This is a genomic window from Thermococcus gammatolerans EJ3, assembly GCF_000022365.1.
GTDB classification, from domain to species: Archaea; Methanobacteriota_B; Thermococci; order Thermococcales; family Thermococcaceae; genus Thermococcus; species Thermococcus gammatolerans.
Window position 1 is genome coordinate 606,908 of record NC_012804.1, and the last position, 16,196, is coordinate 623,103.

Annotated in this window: 17 protein-coding genes, 1 tRNA gene and 1 rRNA gene; 12 read left to right on the forward strand and 7 right to left on the reverse strand. The window is 52.5% G+C overall.

The window, feature by feature from the left end; translation table 11 throughout:
• Positions 1 to 13: 13 nt before the first annotated feature.
• Positions 14 to 1,018: a phosphoribosylformylglycinamidine cyclo-ligase gene (purM, locus tag TGAM_RS03235; RefSeq protein WP_015858257.1), complete on the reverse strand. Its 1,005-nt coding sequence runs from the start codon at positions 1,016 to 1,018 to the stop codon at positions 14 to 16.
• A gap of 126 nt (positions 1,019 to 1,144) precedes the next feature.
• Here purM and purT point away from each other — a divergent pair, with 126 nt between their 5' ends.
• A complete protein-coding gene (gene purT / locus TGAM_RS03240) occupies positions 1,145 to 2,437 on the forward strand; it encodes a phosphoribosylglycinamide formyltransferase 2 (RefSeq protein ID WP_015858258.1) in 1,293 nt (430 codons plus the stop codon).
• 2 nt (positions 2,438 to 2,439) lie between these two features.
• Here the strand turns inward: purT and TGAM_RS03245 are convergent, their stop codons facing one another.
• Positions 2,440 to 2,610 carry a preprotein translocase subunit Sec61beta gene (locus TGAM_RS03245; protein WP_015858259.1) on the reverse strand — a complete coding sequence of 57 codons (171 nt, stop codon included), beginning with the start codon at positions 2,608 to 2,610 and terminating at the stop codon, positions 2,440 to 2,442.
• Between the two features lie 118 nt (positions 2,611 to 2,728).
• On the opposite strand from TGAM_RS03245, the gene TGAM_RS03250 reads away from it, so the two are divergent.
• Complete coding sequence (locus TGAM_RS03250; RefSeq protein WP_015858260.1) at positions 2,729 to 3,397, forward strand: TBP-interacting protein (tip); 669 nt, start codon at positions 2,729 to 2,731, stop codon at positions 3,395 to 3,397.
• Here the strand turns inward: TGAM_RS03250 and TGAM_RS03255 are convergent, their stop codons facing one another.
• The 3 genes from TGAM_RS03255 to TGAM_RS03265 are packed head-to-tail and all read right to left on the reverse strand — an operon-like array spanning position 3,398 to position 6,530.
• The gene (locus tag TGAM_RS03255) at positions 3,398 to 4,537 is read right to left on the reverse strand and encodes a DUF835 domain-containing protein (RefSeq protein WP_015858261.1); all 1,140 of its coding nucleotides are present in this window, start codon (positions 4,535 to 4,537) and stop codon (positions 3,398 to 3,400) included.
• Positions 4,537 to 5,799 carry a bifunctional sugar-1-phosphate nucleotidylyltransferase/acetyltransferase gene (gene glmU, locus TGAM_RS03260; RefSeq protein ID WP_015858262.1) on the reverse strand — a complete coding sequence of 421 codons (1,263 nt, stop codon included), beginning with the start codon at positions 5,797 to 5,799 and terminating at the stop codon, positions 4,537 to 4,539. Before glmU ends, TGAM_RS03255 begins: the two co-directional genes overlap by 1 nt.
• On the reverse strand, positions 5,796 to 6,530 hold the full coding sequence (locus tag TGAM_RS03265; protein ID WP_015858263.1) for an undecaprenyl-diphosphate phosphatase: 735 nt from the start codon (positions 6,528 to 6,530) through the stop codon (positions 5,796 to 5,798). The genes glmU and TGAM_RS03265 overlap by 4 nt, the downstream gene beginning before the upstream one ends.
• Positions 6,531 to 6,645: 115 nt before the next feature.
• Here TGAM_RS03265 and TGAM_RS03270 point away from each other — a divergent pair, with 115 nt between their 5' ends.
• Both TGAM_RS03270 and TGAM_RS03275 read left to right on the forward strand, forming a co-directional pair.
• Entirely contained in the window at positions 6,646 to 6,855 is a 210-nt protein-coding gene (locus tag TGAM_RS03270; protein ID WP_015858264.1) for a hypothetical protein, read from the forward strand.
• A 57-nt stretch (positions 6,856 to 6,912) separates the two neighbouring features.
• The gene (locus TGAM_RS03275) at positions 6,913 to 7,986 is read left to right on the forward strand and encodes an NOG1 family protein (RefSeq protein ID WP_015858265.1); all 1,074 of its coding nucleotides are present in this window, start codon (positions 6,913 to 6,915) and stop codon (positions 7,984 to 7,986) included.
• A 167-nt stretch (positions 7,987 to 8,153) separates the two neighbouring features.
• Here the strand turns inward: TGAM_RS03275 and TGAM_RS03280 are convergent, their stop codons facing one another.
• Positions 8,154 to 8,546: a 30S ribosomal protein S8e gene (locus TGAM_RS03280; protein ID WP_015858266.1), complete on the reverse strand. Its 393-nt coding sequence runs from the start codon at positions 8,544 to 8,546 to the stop codon at positions 8,154 to 8,156.
• Positions 8,547 to 8,718: 172 nt separating this feature from the next.
• Here TGAM_RS03280 and TGAM_RS03285 point away from each other — a divergent pair, with 172 nt between their 5' ends.
• Positions 8,719 to 11,355: a DEAD/DEAH box helicase gene (locus TGAM_RS03285; protein ID WP_015858267.1), complete on the forward strand. Its 2,637-nt coding sequence runs from the start codon at positions 8,719 to 8,721 to the stop codon at positions 11,353 to 11,355.
• On the opposite strand, the gene TGAM_RS03290 is transcribed toward TGAM_RS03285, so the two are convergent.
• On the reverse strand, positions 11,243 to 12,031 hold the full coding sequence (locus TGAM_RS03290; protein WP_048811076.1) for a DUF63 family protein: 789 nt from the start codon (positions 12,029 to 12,031) through the stop codon (positions 11,243 to 11,245). The genes TGAM_RS03285 and TGAM_RS03290 overlap by 113 nt on opposite strands.
• Positions 12,032 to 12,132: 101 nt before the next feature.
• Here TGAM_RS03290 and TGAM_RS03295 point away from each other — a divergent pair, with 101 nt between their 5' ends.
• The 7 genes from TGAM_RS03295 to TGAM_RS11230 all read left to right on the forward strand — a co-directional run bounded on the left by TGAM_RS03295 (position 12,133) and on the right by TGAM_RS11230 (position 16,078).
• A complete protein-coding gene (locus TGAM_RS03295; protein ID WP_148206251.1) occupies positions 12,133 to 12,810 on the forward strand; it encodes a DUF996 domain-containing protein in 678 nt (225 codons plus the stop codon).
• 55 nt (positions 12,811 to 12,865) lie between these two features.
• A 5S ribosomal RNA gene (gene rrf, locus TGAM_RS03300) occupies positions 12,866 to 12,987 on the forward strand.
• Positions 12,988 to 12,995: 8 nt separating this feature from the next.
• Positions 12,996 to 13,073, forward strand: a tRNA-Asp gene (locus TGAM_RS03305).
• A gap of 381 nt (positions 13,074 to 13,454) precedes the next feature.
• Positions 13,455 to 14,591: a DUF2079 domain-containing protein gene (locus TGAM_RS03310; protein WP_015858270.1), complete on the forward strand. Its 1,137-nt coding sequence runs from the start codon at positions 13,455 to 13,457 to the stop codon at positions 14,589 to 14,591.
• Between the two features lie 262 nt (positions 14,592 to 14,853).
• On the forward strand, positions 14,854 to 15,624 hold the full coding sequence (locus TGAM_RS03315; protein ID WP_238516240.1) for an integrase: 771 nt from the start codon (positions 14,854 to 14,856) through the stop codon (positions 15,622 to 15,624).
• Positions 15,621 to 15,893 carry a hypothetical protein gene (locus TGAM_RS03320; protein WP_048811077.1) on the forward strand — a complete coding sequence of 91 codons (273 nt, stop codon included), beginning with the start codon at positions 15,621 to 15,623 and terminating at the stop codon, positions 15,891 to 15,893. The genes TGAM_RS03315 and TGAM_RS03320 overlap by 4 nt, the downstream gene beginning before the upstream one ends.
• Positions 15,894 to 15,910: 17 nt before the next feature.
• Entirely contained in the window at positions 15,911 to 16,078 is a 168-nt protein-coding gene (locus TGAM_RS11230) for a hypothetical protein (protein WP_169302023.1), read from the forward strand.
• Positions 16,079 to 16,196 lie beyond the last annotated feature (118 nt).

Below are 16,196 nucleotides of genomic sequence, written 5' to 3' on the forward strand. Positions count from 1 at the left end.
AAGGCCGGGGAGATTAAAGCTTTATCCCGTAGTTCTCGACCCTTATTCCGGGCTCCTTTGTAACCCTTCCGAGCTCAAAGCTCTCATAATACTTGTTGAGAATCCCCAGAGCCTCCTCCTTCTCCTCCGGGGGAACAATCGCGACGAAGCCCACACCCATGTTGAAGACCCTGAACATCTCCTCCAGCGGAACGCCGTTCTCGTGGATTAGCTTGAATATTCCCTCTATTGGAGGCATCTCAAGGGAGAAGCCGTAGTTCGTGAGGCGCTTGAGGTTGATCAGTCCTCCCCCGGTTATGTGGGCCAGCCCATGAACCTCTACCCTTTCGAGCAGTTCAAGAACCGCCCTCACGTAAATCCTCGTTGGTTCCAAAAGCCACTCCCAGAGTTTTCTTCCCTCGTACTCGTAGTCGAGGCCGTACTTCGGGATTAGGAGCTTCCTCGCGAGGGTCAGGCCGTTGGAGTGGATTCCCGAGCTCGAAATTCCTATTACAGCGTCATCGGGCCTCATCTCCTCGCCGGTGATTACCTTCCCCTTCTCGACGATTCCGATGGCAGTTCCTGCCAAATCGAAGCCGTTTATGAGGTCAGGCATCACAGCCGTTTCCCCGCCCACTATCGCTATCCCCGCCTTTTCCGCTCCAGCGTAGAGGCCTTTCGCTATCTCGGCAAATATTTTCTCATCCGGCTCGCGAACGGCGAGGTAGTCAACGAGGGCTATAGGCTCAGCCCCAACGCAGAGCAGGTCGTTCACGTTCATCGCTATCATGTCTATCCCTATCGTGTTGAACTTGCCAACCGCCTCAGCGACGAGAACCTTCGTTCCGACGCCGTCTGTCGTCATAGCGAGGTAAAAGTTCCCAAAGTCGAGGAGCGCAGAGTAGTGGCCGAGGTTTTCTGCAGGCTCCCCGGGCTTTCCCCTCCTGAACTTGAACGTCTCCCTCGCAAGGCCTATGATGTTTTTCAAAGCTCTGACAGTTTTCTCATCGTCCACTCCGGCCTGGGCATAGGTCAGCATGAGCACCACCTGTGGGAGTTCGTGAGTGGGCTTAAAAGGTTTGCCATTTTCCTGCTAAAAAATCCTTAAATATTCGAAGCTTTTAACACTAAAACGTCAAACACTGTGACGTTTGAGGTGGTGCGGATGAGTAAGCCCCGCGATGAGCTCGGAACGGCTATGACGGATTCTGCACAGAAGATACTCCTTCTTGGGAGTGGAGAACTCGGAAAGGAGATAGCGATTGAGGCTCAGAGGCTCGGCGTCGAGGTTGTGGCTGTCGATAGATACGCCAACGCCCCGGCCATGCAGGTTGCCCACCGCTCCTACGTCGGCGACATGCGTAATGCGGACTTCCTCTTCTCCGTCGTCGAGAGGGAGAAGCCCGATGCGATAATCCCCGAGATTGAGGCGATTAACCTCGACGCCCTCTTCGAGCTTGAGAAGGACGGCTACTTCGTGGTTCCGAACGCGAGAGCGACCTGGATAGCAATGCACCGCGAGAGGACGAGAGAAACCCTAGCGAAGGAGGCTAAGGTTCCTACCTCACGCTACGCCTACGCGACCACGCTCGATGAGCTCTACGAGGCCTGCGAGAGGATAGGCTATCCCTGCCATACCAAGGCGATAATGAGCTCCTCGGGTAAGGGTTCGTACTTCGTTGAAGGCCCGGAAGACATCCCCAAGGCATGGGAAGTCGCTAAAAAGAAAGCCCGCGGTAGCGCTGACAAGATAATCGTTGAGGAGCACATAGACTTCGACGTTGAGATAACCGAGCTGGCGGTGAGGCACTACGACGAGAACGGCGAGGTGGTTACTACCTTCCCGAAGCCCGTCGGCCACTACCAGATTGACGGCGACTATCACGCTAGTTGGCAGCCAGCAGAGATAAGCGAAAAGGCCGAGCGCGAGGTTTACAGGATAGCGAAGCGCATCACCGATGTCCTCGGCGGTCTCGGACTGTTCGGTGTAGAGATGTTCGTGAAGGGGGACAAGGTCTGGGCCAACGAGGTCTCGCCGAGGCCTCACGACACGGGGATGGTGACTTTAGCTTCTCACCCAACCGGATTCTCCGAGTTCGGACTTCACCTCAGGGCCGTCCTCGGTCTGCCGATTCCGGGTGAGTGGGTAAACGGCTATCGTCTGTTCCCGCTCCTGACTCCAGCGGCAACGCACGTTATCAAGGCCAACGTCTCGGGCTACTCGCCGAGGTTCCGCGGACTGTCTAAAGCCTTAGGCGTCCCGAACGCTACCGTTAGGCTCTTTGGAAAGCCAGAGGCTTACCCTGGCAGGAGGCTCGGCGTTGCCATAGCCTGGGACAGGAACGTTGAGGAAGCTAAGAGAAAGGCCGAGATGGTTGCCCACATGATAGAGCTCAGAACTCGCTCCTCGGACTGGCACGGGCAAGATTACGAGAAGAGAAAACATTTAATGGGGTGAGATCATCCAAAGATGCTCGGTCCGAAGAGGTGCAGGAACACTTCAAAGGCTATGAGCACGAGGACTATCGCGATGACACCCTTTGGACTGACTTTAATCGCCCTTGTGTCCTCATCGAAGAATCTCATGAGTCCTGCGCCGGTTGGGGGAAGGGTCGTCTTGTCCTTTGCCATCTTTTATCACCTTCCTTCATTTGGTGAAACGATTAAAAAGCTTTGCCCCGCGGCTCGTTTTTAAGTTTTTTCACTAAAGTTTATTAACGTTCACGCCCATCCCTATGCGGTGGGGAGCATGGACTACGGCAGTCTAAGTCCGAGGATGAAAAGGGTCTACACACAGGTTCGTTACCTTGACGATTACCACTGGAACATACGTGATGATGCCATAGAGGGAATTCACAAGAAGAGCGGGATAAGGGTTCTCATACTCGCCGCCGACAACAGAGAACACGCCCTGAAAATTGCCGATGGCTTAAACGAGAGGGGCATCGTGATCATAGCGGTTCCTGAGAAGGGTGTCTTCGCGGTTCACAATGGGGCCTTCGTCATGACGTACAAGTACGCGAGGGCAACTCTGAGTGATATACATGACCACATCGTCTGGAGCGGTTTCAAAGTCGTCGAAAACGGAAACTCCCTCAAGCAGGAGGACGTCTATGAGTACCTCGGCGGCAGGCTCATTGAGCACATAAAGGAGAACGCTGTAATCGGCCAGGATTATGTTTTCTGGCAGTTTTACAGGTGCGAAAAGTGCGGTAAGTACGTTGATATCGACAACCTTGAGTCTCATCTCAGGGGTCACGGAATAAAGCTCCACGAGAAAAGTGAGGAGAGGTACGAGATCTTTGAGATAAACTTCCGCGATGGTAAGGTGTACGATAAGTTCGGGGAGGAGGTTCCCCTATCAAAGTTCAGCGACGAGGCGAAAGACTTCCTCCGGGAGTCGATGGAGGGGAAGTAGTCACTCCTTTGGATTTTTCTCTGCTTTCTTCAGGCTTTTTAGTGGTGTGAACTCCCTCAGCACGAGCTTCCATTCCTGTTCCCTCAGGGTTTCAGGGTTCGCAACGAGGACGAGGGTACCACCGTTGGACAGCACGAAGTCCCTCACCGAAAGCAGGAATTTAAATGCCACTTGGAAGCCAACCTCTACCACAAGGTACTCAAAGGCGTCAACGTAAACTATCCGGTAGCCCCTCTCGATCTCCCTGATGATCAGGTCTTGGAGTATGCCCAGCTTTGCTGGCGAGATCGCTATTACCTTGGGGTTATCGGAGACCTGCCCCTCCTTCGCCTTCGTTATCCAGAACACCATTGAAGCGGGTGTAAACTTTCCAGCAATTTCGACCGGTGAAAGTCTCGTAACGGCTATCATGTCGTTCTCAAAGAAATTAGGAAGGATTTTCTGGACTTCCTTCCTGTCTCTGGCGAGGTACGCTCCTTGGACAATCTCGGGAGCTTTGGTTTTCTTAATTGGCTCAGACAGTGGATAGAACACGAATGTAAAGGCTCCTATGGCCGCAAGAAGCCTTCCAACTGCCGCAAGGAAGAAGGCAATGGTGGAGTACCACTCAACGGGCCTCCCGATGGGATACGTCAGGTTCAGCAGGCCCACTGTGCAGAGGCCAATCGGAAAGAGTCTGTCGAGAAGTCTTCTGGAAATAACGTGGTTCCAGAGAACGTAACTGACGTATATCAGGGATGCCCCAAGGAGGAGGGAAGGAAAGCTGGCCTTGACCGCGAAGTTGCTTCCAAAGAAGTTTATCGCGAGGAGGAAGAGCCAGACGTAGGAGGCAATGAGGAGGAGGGAGAGGTAAACCACGTGATTAAAGTTCGTTTTTTCGTACCTGAGGTGCAGCGTCCCCCATATAGTTAGCAGGGCTATGTAGAAGTCGGGCACTTTGGAGGCGACATCGTAAGCGGGCTGGGGAATCTCTATTCCGAGGGGGGTGAGTATGTACGTCTCTATGTCGAGGGCCCCGATGAAAAGTGCCGCCGCGAGGAGGGCCCAGCCCTTGTCCCGGGTTTTGTAGGCCTTCCATGCGACCGTTCCGAAGAGCACCCACCTTGAAAGGAAGTTCAGGAGAGGGATGAACTCGGACATCATCTCACCCTTTTCTCGACCTTTTCCTGCCTGAGGAGAACCATCGTTCCAGGGGGAACGTTCCTATCGACGACGACCCCGGGCCCTATGAGGGAGTGACTCCCTATCTTCCTGCCGGGGTAGATGCTGACGTTTATTCCAGTCTTCACCCCGTGCCCGATTATGGCCCCGAGCTTGTGTCTGCCGCTGTCCTCTAGTTTGCCCTTGATCTCGACCTTGATGTTAGTCCTGTCGTGCCTCAGGTTGGCGGTTATCGTCCCCGCCCCGAGGTTAACGTTCTCCCCGATTATCGAGTCGCCGACGTAGTTGAGGTGGGGTGCGTTGCTGTTGTCCATTATGATGGAGTTTTTGACTTCAACGGCGTTACCAATGTGGCAGTTGTCACCTATGCTCGTGTAGGGTCTTATGAAGCAGTTAGGCCCTACCCGGGAGTTCCTCCCGATCTTTACTGGGCCGATTATGTAGGCCCCGCTCCTGACGACGGTTCCCTCCCCTATTTCAACTGGCGGGATTATCGTGGCCCCCTCCTCAACAGTGCCCCGTATCTCGTGCCTGAGTTTGGTTTTTAGGAGATACTCATTGAGCTCGAGAAGGTTCCAAGGCCGTCCAATGTCGTTCCAATAGTCAGAATAAACGGCGTAGGCGACCTTCTTGCCTGCCTTGATCATAAGGTTGATCGTGTCCGTTATCTCGTACTCCCCCCGCTCGCTGAGGGGAGTCTCCCCGATGAACTCAAAAACATCCGGCCTGAAGAGATATATCCCGAGGTTCGCGTAGCCGGGAACCTTTCCGGGCTTTTCAAGAATCCCCACTACCCTGCCCTCTTTCACCTCGACTTTGCCGAAGTGGCTCAGATCCTCGAAGTGCTTGAGAACGAGCGCCGCGTCTGCTTTCTCCCTCCTGAATGCGGATACGAGCTCTTTTATGGCCTCAACCTCGAAGTAGATGTCGCCGTTCGCCACTATGAACTCCTCGTCCCCAACGTGTTCCCTCGCGGATTCCACTGCCTTGGCGGTTCCTTCACCCGGGCGCTGCTCAACGTAGGTTACCGGCTTTCCTCCGAACTCGTCTCCAAGGGTCTCAATGATCTTTTCCTTCTCGTAGCGGACCACTATTATGAACTCGTCCACGAAGGGATAAAGGTTCTCCATCACATACTCTATTATCGGTCTGTTCGCGACCTTGAGGATGACCTTTGGCCGGTCATCGGTGAGGGGTTTGAGTCTCTCCCCCTTTCCAGCCGCGAGTACAACAGCCTTCAAATTAACACCCCCATCAGGTACAGTATAACCCCAACGACGCCGTAAAAGGCTAGGAAAGTTCTGCTTTCAAGCCTTTCGGTCAGTTTAAAGAGGAGCCAGACCAGGAGGAACGTCACGAAGAACGATGACGCGAAGGTGAGGGGTCCGAGCCACTTCGGTCTCGGCTGACACTGGCCGGCCCTGATGATCTCGACGACTAGGTAAGCAGGTGCAACCTGGAGCGAGAACCTCAGGATTCTCTTTGCATCGTAGCCAGAAAGAGCCAGTGCCAGAGCGCTCATTCCCCCCCTCGGTAGGCTGAATAGGATAGCCAGGGCATGAGCGATTCCAACGGAGACTGCGTCCACCGGCGTTGGTTCCTCCTCAAAGGTTTTTCTCAGCCCCTCCAGCGGTTTGAAGCCGTAGGCAATCGCGGGGAGGAGGGCGACGATAATCCCAGCGATTGCCAGTTCCACTTTTCCTCCGGATAACCTGGGAAGGAACCCAAGCACGAGGGTCAGTGTCGTTGCAAGGATAGCGTACCTGAGTTGAGCCGGGCTAAAGCCCTTGAGCGCCATAATGGGCTCCTTTGACAGGAGTTCCCTGAAGTAAAAGAGCAGAGCGACCAGAGCTCCAGCGTAGGCGGGAACGAGCAGGTTTACGTCCATGGAAAAAACTACTGCAGAGGCGGGGAAGAGGACTATCAGTGCCGTCAGGAGGCCCGTGAGGAGGGCAATGATGAAGCCGAGCATGAGGATCAGAGTATGTACCCCCCCTCAGGAGATAAATCTTTCCCTTGACCTGCGATAGGTTTTTATATTTTCGCACCATTTTGGTTTTTAGAGAGCACCAGATGGGGGTGAAAATATGGGGCTTGGGGTGATAGTTGACAAACTTAACAGGTACGAAGGCCTCTTCGAAAAGCTCGGCCTTCTTCTCGTTGCGGTGTTCTTCCTGCTGGTGATAGCCGGCTTCACCGACTTGTCCCACGTCGGGAAGCTGATGAGTCTCGTGTTGCTCTTCCTCGTTGCCATGTCTTCCCTCGTTGGGGTTGTGCTCTACCGCTCGCTCGATTGAATACCTTTTTAAGGCCCCTCCCCAACCTTTTCTCCGCGAGATTGGGGAGGGGTGAGAATGAAGAATCCGTTTGAGAAGATGCCGACGGTTCTTACCGCTGACGAGCTCATCGACAAGGCCTTCAGGAGGGCCGAAAGGGCTGCCTCTGCCTACAACCCGCCCGGCGGGAAGGTCGCGAAGGCGAGACAGCGAGAAGAACTCCGCGTTAGAACGGTTTCGAACGTCGTTCGCGACAACCTCAGGAAGATACTCGACAGAACGCCCGGCGTCTCAACGCTCCCGAAGTTCTATCAGGAGCTCGTTGACACGCTCGTCGATAGGGATCAGTTCCACCGCTCGCTGGCCAGGGTGAACTGGGCGATAAAGACCATCAGGAACCTCGAGCAACGCTACGTCGAGAAGATACGCTACGAGCGCGACCCGAAGGGGATAGCCAAGCTTAGAAGGGCCTTCTACGGCCGTGTTGCAGACATACTCCACGAGATTGACGACGATTTGCGCTATCTGAATCAGGCCAGAAACGTTCTCAAGGAGTTGCCGGTCGTCGATTTGGAGCTCCCGACGGTGGTCATAGCCGGCCATCCCAACGTTGGCAAGAGCACGCTTTTGAGGGCTTTAACCAACGCGAAGCCCGAGGTGGCGAGCTATCCATTCACGACGAAGGGCATAAACGTCGGCCAGTTCGAGGAGCACTACCTCCGATACCAGGTCATAGACACGCCAGGTCTGCTCGACAGACCGCTCAGTGAGAGGAACGAGGTTGAGAAACAGGCGATACTCGCTTTGAAGCACCTTGGAGACGTCATCGTCTACATCTTCGACCCGAGCGAGTACTGCGGCTTCCCAATCGAAGAGCAAATGCACCTCTTCGAGGAGATACTGAACGAGTTCGGCGAGTTCCCGTTCATCGTGGCCATCAACAAAGTCGACATTGCAGACGACGAAAAGGTCAGGACGGTTGAAGAGTTCGTCAGGGCTAAGGGGCTTGAGCCCGTCAAGATTTCCGCCCTAACTGGGGAAGGCCTTGACGAGCTCAAGAAGAGGGTAATAGCGGTCGTCGAGCCGAAGGCGAGGGAGCTGGCAAAGAAGATTATGGAAAGGGAGCTCTCGAAGTTCAGGGAGGGGGTTTGAGGTAGGGCGTGCGCTTTCAACATTTATCGTTAACACAGCAAACCCTGAAGACTTTACGCTACCGTTAACTTTTTGAGGTTTATGGTCTTAACGGTACAATACTGTTTTCTTCAATCCCCCACAAGACCGCACTCAGAACAAGACCAAAAGGCAAATTAGAAAAGAGTTCAGGCGTTCTCCTCCTTGAGGAGAACCGCGTTAACAACTCCGTCCTGGCCGGGCCTGCTGGTGACCACAGCCTTGCCGATCTCGGTCTCGATTATCGCTCCCTTGGTGATGATGTTTCTCCTCGCGTACTGCCTGTTGGCCGGGTTCTCGACGACGTTGAGTATCTTGACCTTCCTGCCCTTTCCACCCTCGAAGACGTTCGCGTAGAGAGCCTCTACGAGGCGAACCTTCCTGTTTCCACCGTAGGTTCTGATTATCTTCCTCTTTTCCCTTTCCTCAGCAACGCGAGTGTTAGCTGGCTCTCTTCCGAGCTCCCTCTTCCTCTTCTTCCGGGCGAGGACAATCCTCCCACCCGAAGGCTTTTTGAGTGACCTTCCCTGCCAGATAGCCATTTTTCTCACCCCAGATGATCCTGAGTTAGACCTAACGCCACTTTGAAGGGTGCGTTTATAAGCTTTTCTTACGGGGAGCCTTTATAAATCCTCCCGCCTACTTGAAGCGGCCTATGAGGACGCCTCCCGACTCTGAGGTGTGATGAGTGGACGGCTGGCCGAGGCGGTGAAGATGCTCTTCGTTATCAGGCCCGGAAGGAAGAAGAACGAGCTTGAGGCATTTTTCATCGAGAACGAGCCCGAGAAGCTGAGTGAAATGAGGAACCTGAAGGCAGAGAGGATATTCCGCCTCATAATGCGGGAGGGAAGGCTCTTCAAGGTTCTGGAAGGAAGCCAGTACCGCAACCCGAAGGAGATTGAAAAGCTCCTCCGCCAGGCGAGAATCGTTCTCGTCAACGCGGACGAGTGGGAGGACTACTTCAGGAGGAGGCTCCAGAACAAAAGGGTGGAAAAGGCCGAGCTGTGCCGTCTCTGCCTCCTTGAGGGTAGGATAACAGTCTTAACGCCCGGCAACAGGATAAAGTACCGCAACGAGTACATCTGCGAGCGCTGTGCGGAGGACGAGCTGAAGAGGGAGCTCCGCTTTAGGTTCAACAGCATAGCGATGTTCGACCAGGCGAAAAAGCTCCTCGACAGGTTTAGGGACCTCGATAAAGTGCTCTACGCCTTCGACCCGCGCTTTGACCCGACGAAGCACCCGGAAGTTACCAAATGGGATGAGCTGAAGGCCAAGCACATCAAGGTTGAAAAAATCCGCGTTGACGAGCTCTCACTCCCGGAGAAGTTCAAGGAGGTTCTGAAGGCTGAGGGGGTAAAGGAGCTCCTCCCCGTTCAGAGTTTGGCCGTTAAGAACGGCCTCCTTGAGGGGGAGAACTTACTCGTCGTTTCCGCAACGGCGAGCGGTAAAACGCTGATCGGCGAATTAGCTGGAGTTCCCAAGGCTATGAGTGGGAAAAAGCTCCTCTTTCTGGTTCCTCTCGTCGCTCTTGCCAATCAGAAGTACGAGGACTTTAAGAGAAGGTATTCAAAGCTCGGCCTCCGCGTTGCCATTCGCGTTGGAATGAGCCGGATTAAGACGAGGGACGAGCTGGTAGTCGTTGACACCGGGATTGACGCCGACATCATCGTGGGAACCTACGAGGGAATAGACTACCTCCTCCGCGCCGGAAGGAAGATAGGAAACGTCGGGACGATTGTGGTAGACGAGATACACACGCTCGACGATGAGGAGCGCGGGCCGAGGCTCGACGGACTAATAGCGAGGCTGAGGAGACTTTACCCAAAGGCCCAGTTCATAGGCCTGAGCGCGACCGTTGGGAACCCCGAGGAGCTGGCCAAGGAGCTCGGCCTCAAGCTGGTGCTCTACGACGAGAGGCCGGTTGACCTGGAAAGGCACATCATCATAGCGCGCAACGAGTCCGAGAAGTGGCGCCACATAGCCAACCTCTGCAGGGCCGAGGCGATGAGAAAGTCGAGACAGGGCTACAGGGGGCAGACGATAGTCTTCACGTTCTCAAGGAAGCGGACGCATGAACTTTCCGCATATCTAACAAGCAAGGGCCTTCGAGCGAAACCCTACCACTCCGGTTTGCCCTACAAACAGAGAAAGCTCACGGAGATGGAATTTCTGGCTCAGAGGCTTGATGTAGTCGTTACAACCGCTGCCCTTGGAGCGGGCGTTGACTTTCCAGCAAGCCAGGTCATCTTCGAGAGCCTCGCGATGGGCAACAAGTGGCTCAGCGTTAGGGAGTTCCATCAGATGCTCGGAAGGGCCGGAAGGCCCCTCTACCACGAGAAGGGCAAGGTCTACCTCATAGTCGAGCCCGGGAGAAAGTACTCGGCCCAGATGGAGGGCACCGAGGAGGAGGTTGCCTTCAAGCTCCTGACCGCTCCGATAGAGCCCGTAACTGTGGAATGGAGCGACGAGCTTGAGCAGGACAACGTCTTGGCTCACTCCTGTGTCTTCAATCGGCTTGACGTCATTGAGGAGGTTCAGGAGCGTTGCTTGGGGGCCAACCAGAGCGCCGAGAAGGTCTTGGAAAAGCTTGAGGAGTTTGAGCTCGTGAGGCTCAAAAAGCCCTTCGTCGAGGTCACGCCCTACGGGCGAGCGGTCAGCATGAGCTTCCTCCTTCCGAAGGAGGCCGAGTTCATAAGAAAGAGCCTCCGCGAAAAGCCCGCTCGCTGGATTGCGCTCAAGCTTCACCCCTTCGAGAACCTTTACCTGAGCGGAACGCTCCAGCGGGAGCTTGAGGGGGCTGTGAGAGGAAGGCTCAGCGCCAACGTCTTCTCGCCGAGCTTTGCTTCCATCTTGGAAGAGCTTGAGAAGGTTATTCCAGAGCTCAGTCCGAACGCGGCCGAGAGGCTGTTCACGATTTATCAGGAGTTCTTCATGTGTGGTGAAGAAGACTGCACCGAGTACGCGATGGAGCGCGTTGGAAACCTGATAATCGAGCTCCGCAGGAGCGGGAAGCACCCGACCCAGATAGCGGAGCACTTCAGGAAGGTCTACGGCCTAATCGTTTACCCCGGAGACGTCTTCACGTGGCTCGACGGCATCGTCAGGAAGCTCGAAGCGATAGAGAGAATCGCAAGGGTCTTCCGCGTGAGGAAAGCCGAGGAAGATGCTAAGCTCCTGAGAAAGGAGATAGAAGAGGGCAGGACTCTCAGTGATCAAGATAAAAGGGAGAGAGAAAGCGTCAGATCTGGAGCACCATCTGTGCCGGGTCCCTTATTGCGGGACCGAGGCCGAGGACGTAAATCGCCAGGTACCAGAAACGCCTCTCCTCCTCGTCGGGGACGAGGTATTTGAGGCCGTAGTAGACGGCGATGAGGATTACCGTTATCCAGGGGTAGTATATGTAGGCCCCGAACCATTGGACGAGATGGTGCTCAATCCAGTGCACCTCTCTGTAACCGTAATAGTGCAGGCCAACGACGGTGGAGCCCATGTCGTAGTAGTGGGCGAGGACGGCATAGAGATAGAGCTTATCAAAGGGCCTCCACTTGTAGAATGCAAGTACTATGGCCCATGAAATCAGGGTATGGATCATCGTGAGCTCATACGGTTTCCAGTTCTTGGCGTGGGTGATGAGGAGATAGTTTGCCCAGAGGGCCAAGATCGTTCCCCATACTATCGTTATTTTTGGATAAGTCTTCAGCTTGGCGTCGGCGACGAGGGCCGGAACTATTAGGAAGAACGCCGTGAAGAATATGCCCGGCGTCAGGAGGAGGGGATGTTGGGGAAGCACCCCCCCATCAACGAGTGCCCTGAGGGTTGCACCAAAGACCACCATCGGCGTCACGGCCCAGAAGAGCCTCTCATCAACCTTGATTTTTAATGGTTTGATTATGTAACGGTACGAGTAGACTACACCGAGCCCGAAGAGCAGTGCGTAGACAAGGGTGTTGATGGGATTGTAGCCGCTTCTCGTGAACATCGGTTCCCAGAAGTACTGATTGAAGAATTTCCATACAGCTTCCAGCATCATCACCACCGGTCCCACTACACGAACTGGTTAATAAGCTTTGAGATCACTCAAGACAAGTTTTTAAGGAATTAGGCCTTACTGTTCTCAGGGTGTGTATTATGGAGGCAGTGACGAATTCCGGATCTAATAGCGAAACCGTCGATATCAGTACTGAAAGGACTCTTGGACTAATAGGCTCAGTCCTAGGTCTCGCGAGTATAGTGCGCACATCTGTGAGCGGCCTTTTAGCACTTATTGGAGCTGTCCTTATCCTTGTAGCATTGTATGGAATAGGAAACAAGCTCGAAGACGAGAGACCCTTCAACTACTATCTCAAAGCAATAATTGTGATCTTTGTTCTCATTATGGTAGGGGTGATAGTCATAGCGGCGGCTCTTGTTGTATCCTCTGGTTCTACGAGCTCGATGGAAAACGAGTTCATAATGTCGCCAGGATCTGACATAACCATAATTGAGGAGGAATCTCCCCATCTAACCGGCGAAGGGATTGTTCTCCTAGTAATCGGTGCTGGAATTATCATAGCCGGCCTCATCGCAGGTGGCTACTTCCAGAAAAAAGCCTGGGAAGCAATGTACGAGCTAACGGGGGTTGAGGCGTTTCAAAACGCGGCAAAATTTCTGTGGTGGGGTGTTCTGACAATCATAATACTTATTGGGGCAATTCTGTTGCTTATCTCTGCAATCTTTCAGATAATAGCCTTCGCAAATCTCCCCAAAAGGCTCTCCAAACGGTCAACGCCACCAGCTCCAACGCCCGTGGAGGAGTTGAGCTGGTGATCTTTAATTTTTTGAACCGTAAAGTTTATAAATGCATCCCGGTAGGTGTTATCGGCACGGCGGCCATAGCGGCGGGGTTACACCCGGTCTCGTTTCGACCCCGGAAGTTAAGCCCGCCAGCGTTCCCGGGTGTACTGCCCTCCGAGAGGGGGCGGGAAACCGGGAACGCCGCCGGCCACTCAAACGCCCGGGTGGTGTAGCCCGGCCTATCATACGGGACTGTCACTCCCGTGACCCGGGTTCAAATCCCGGCCCGGGCGCCAAAACTCTTTCTAAGAGAGCTTTTACATGTTAGGAGCCTTACTTTTGGAATGTTGATTGAGTGTTCTGATTATAAATAACGTCAGAAAACTTTAGATGGATGTTTGAACAACGGTGGGAGCTGCACCGGAACTTCCCTTGGATTCTAGAGATGACAGATAAAGGAACTCCCTTTATTCACATGGATGCAGAACCAAGACGTGTACTGTTTAAGCACAATCAATACTTGAGTTGATACCTTAAGTTCTTCTATTCGCATTTTTGCTGTTATTAATATAGCATACAAGCTGAAACAGGCCAAGCTTGGGCTATTAAAAAGCTGGGGAGATAAGTGAGAGATAACCAAAAAATTTATTACTCTGTTTGATTGGCAGATAACAAGTATGGTCAGGAAAGAGCATAGAATGTTTGTCTTAATCACCTTTGTATTTACACTGTTCATTATGCTTTTCTCGGTACTTAGATTTGAAACTCTGTCAAAATACGGCATTCACGACATTGACTTGCAGATTTTCTCCGAAAGCCTCCAAACAACCCTAACTGGACAGGGCTTCTTTTTCAATGAATGGGAGTGGCAACACTGGAGAGCGTGGAGTCATTTTGGAACACATAACTCTCCAATCCTCTTTCTGCTGCTCCTCCCCTATGCCCTTGTACCCAGCCAGTATACGTTGATACTGCTCCAGGATCTAATGGTAACAATCAGTGCCATTGTGCTTTTCAAATTCGCTGGGTACATACTAAATGATGAAAAGAAAGCTCTGATAGTTTCAGTGGCATTTCTCATGAATCCAATTACCCATGGAATAGTCCGCTACGACTTTAGGCCGGACGTGCTCGCGATGCCGTTCATGTTCCTCTTCGCTTACTGTGTGGCAAAAAACGACACGAAAAAAAGTGTATTGGCTGCTCTGTTTGTTGTTTCTGTTAAGGAGGATGCGGGCCTATTTCTCATTGCGTACTCAATGTTTGAAATACTCTCAAAGCGTGGTTTTGCGATCAGAACATGGCTCGAGGAAAAGAGAGCGGTGGGCTTTGCACTCTTGGGGCTGTCTTGGATACTTATTAGCATTTTCCTCATAATTCCGCATTTCAACACAAGTCATAGGTACATCTACTTTATATTATACAAACCGGAGATAGGCAAAAGAGCGTTTATCTTTGCTGTGGCGCTTGCGAAGCTGGTAGTTTTGTTCCTCAGCGTGGCATTTGTTCCTTTAAGACGGCCTGCTTACTGGCTACCTCTGGTATTCCTGTGGTCGGAAAATGCTTTTTCAAGCAGGTTGGAGCAGGCGGCAATTGGCTTTCAATATGACTACCAACTTCTTCCAATGGCGTTTATTGTATTGGTGTATGCCCTCAAAGAATATGGGTCAGCGAATCCAAAGAAACTTTTACTGTTCTCATTTATCTCTGCACTCATCTTTTCGCCGATGGTCGGGGTTATCGATGCCTACCCAGTCACACTTGGAATCTCCTTTTGGAAGTACATAAAACTATTTTGGGGAAGAGGACTTTAGCTTGTCACGATGTTAGCGAGGACAGTTTTTAGGTAGTTTAATCACGATTGCGGCTCTACCAACACGCTCAAAATTCAAAATATCAGTATAAACATATAACCAGTGGCACCTAGAATAACCCCACAGGAGGAAGCCAAGAATGCTAGAAGACCCTTAGAAGACTATTTTAAGAATGGCGGGCCCGGCGGGATTCGAACCCGCGACCTCCGGCTTAGAAGGCTACTCCTTTAACGAATTGTGGGCCTCTGAGAGGAGCAATTTCGTGGAATGGCTCTCTGCAGAGGTAAGAGAAGAAACAAAGAAAGACTACGTGAGATCGCTCGACCGGTTCTTTGGTCGGCACGTGATAAAAACGCTCGGAGACCTTGAGAAGGCCCTCCGTGCTGAAGGGCAAAAGCGTAATCTCGCCAAAGCGATCAGGAAGTTCTCAAAATACCTCCTCGAGCTCGGCATAATTGAACAGAGCACTTATGAAAAGATAAAGGCAGTCGTGAAACTCAAGCAGACCGGGGTCAGGGACGTATTCATAAGCGATGAGGAAGTCATGACGGCTTATCTTGAAGTCCGCAAGCGCGGAAAACCTGCAGAGACGCTTTTCCTGCTCGTGGCTTTTTCAGGAATTCGCCTCAAACAGGCCGTCGAGCTTCTAAAGACCTATGATTACACAAAACTTCAGATAATCAGCGAGAAAGCGGCAAGATATCCGATGTTCTCTATATCCAAGGGCAAGAAAAGGGCCTTTTGGGCCTATGGGCCACGAGAGTTCTTCGAAGAGCTCGAGCCGTGGGAAGTGAAGTATAACACTGCAAAGGACCTCGTGAGCTATGGTCGTGTCTCAGCGAACACCATTCGCAAGTGGCACTACACTTTCCTGATTCGCCAGGGCGTTCCTGCAGACATAGCTGATTTTATTCAGGGGCGCGCAAGCCAGCGCGTTGGGGCAACTCACTACCTGAACAAGACCCTCCTCGCCGACGAGTGGTATTCTGCGGTTGTGGGTGAGCTAAAGAAGGTTCTGGAGGGTTCAAAATGATGAAGTGGAAGGAGCTCCCGCGCTTTCTCACTTTAGTCATTGCAGTGCTCGTCGGATTTGGGGTTCAGGCTCGCTTGGTACAGATAGGTCATCAGGAGTTCATTTATGGCTATGTGCTTGGTGCTCTTGTTTACCAGACTCTCAGCGACCCGCAATGGCTCAGAAAAATTACTGAACCAGACGAATTCGTTAGCTTGATGATGTGGGTGTTCTTTCCTTTCGTGGCCACGTTTGGAGCGATATGGAGGATGATCTTTGTTGAAAGCTGAAGGGAGGTGAGCGGAGGATGGCCCGGGAAAAGTTGAATGGTACCGGTGCTTTTGTATGGGCTTTTAGCATTGATAGGGAAACACATCGCATGATTAAAGAGCTCTCTAAGAGCCTTGGTCTTAACAATGACTCGGCTGTTGTCAGGATGGCAGTAAGAAGGCTCTACAAGGAGATAAAGGCTTGAGTTCCTTCAATCTTTTATAATTGCTATAAACTCGCTATAAAGCCCCTTTCTAATATTCTTAAATATCTTTGCCGTACTCTCTATTTTGGGACACCTTGGGCCTTCCTCCGCTCAAATC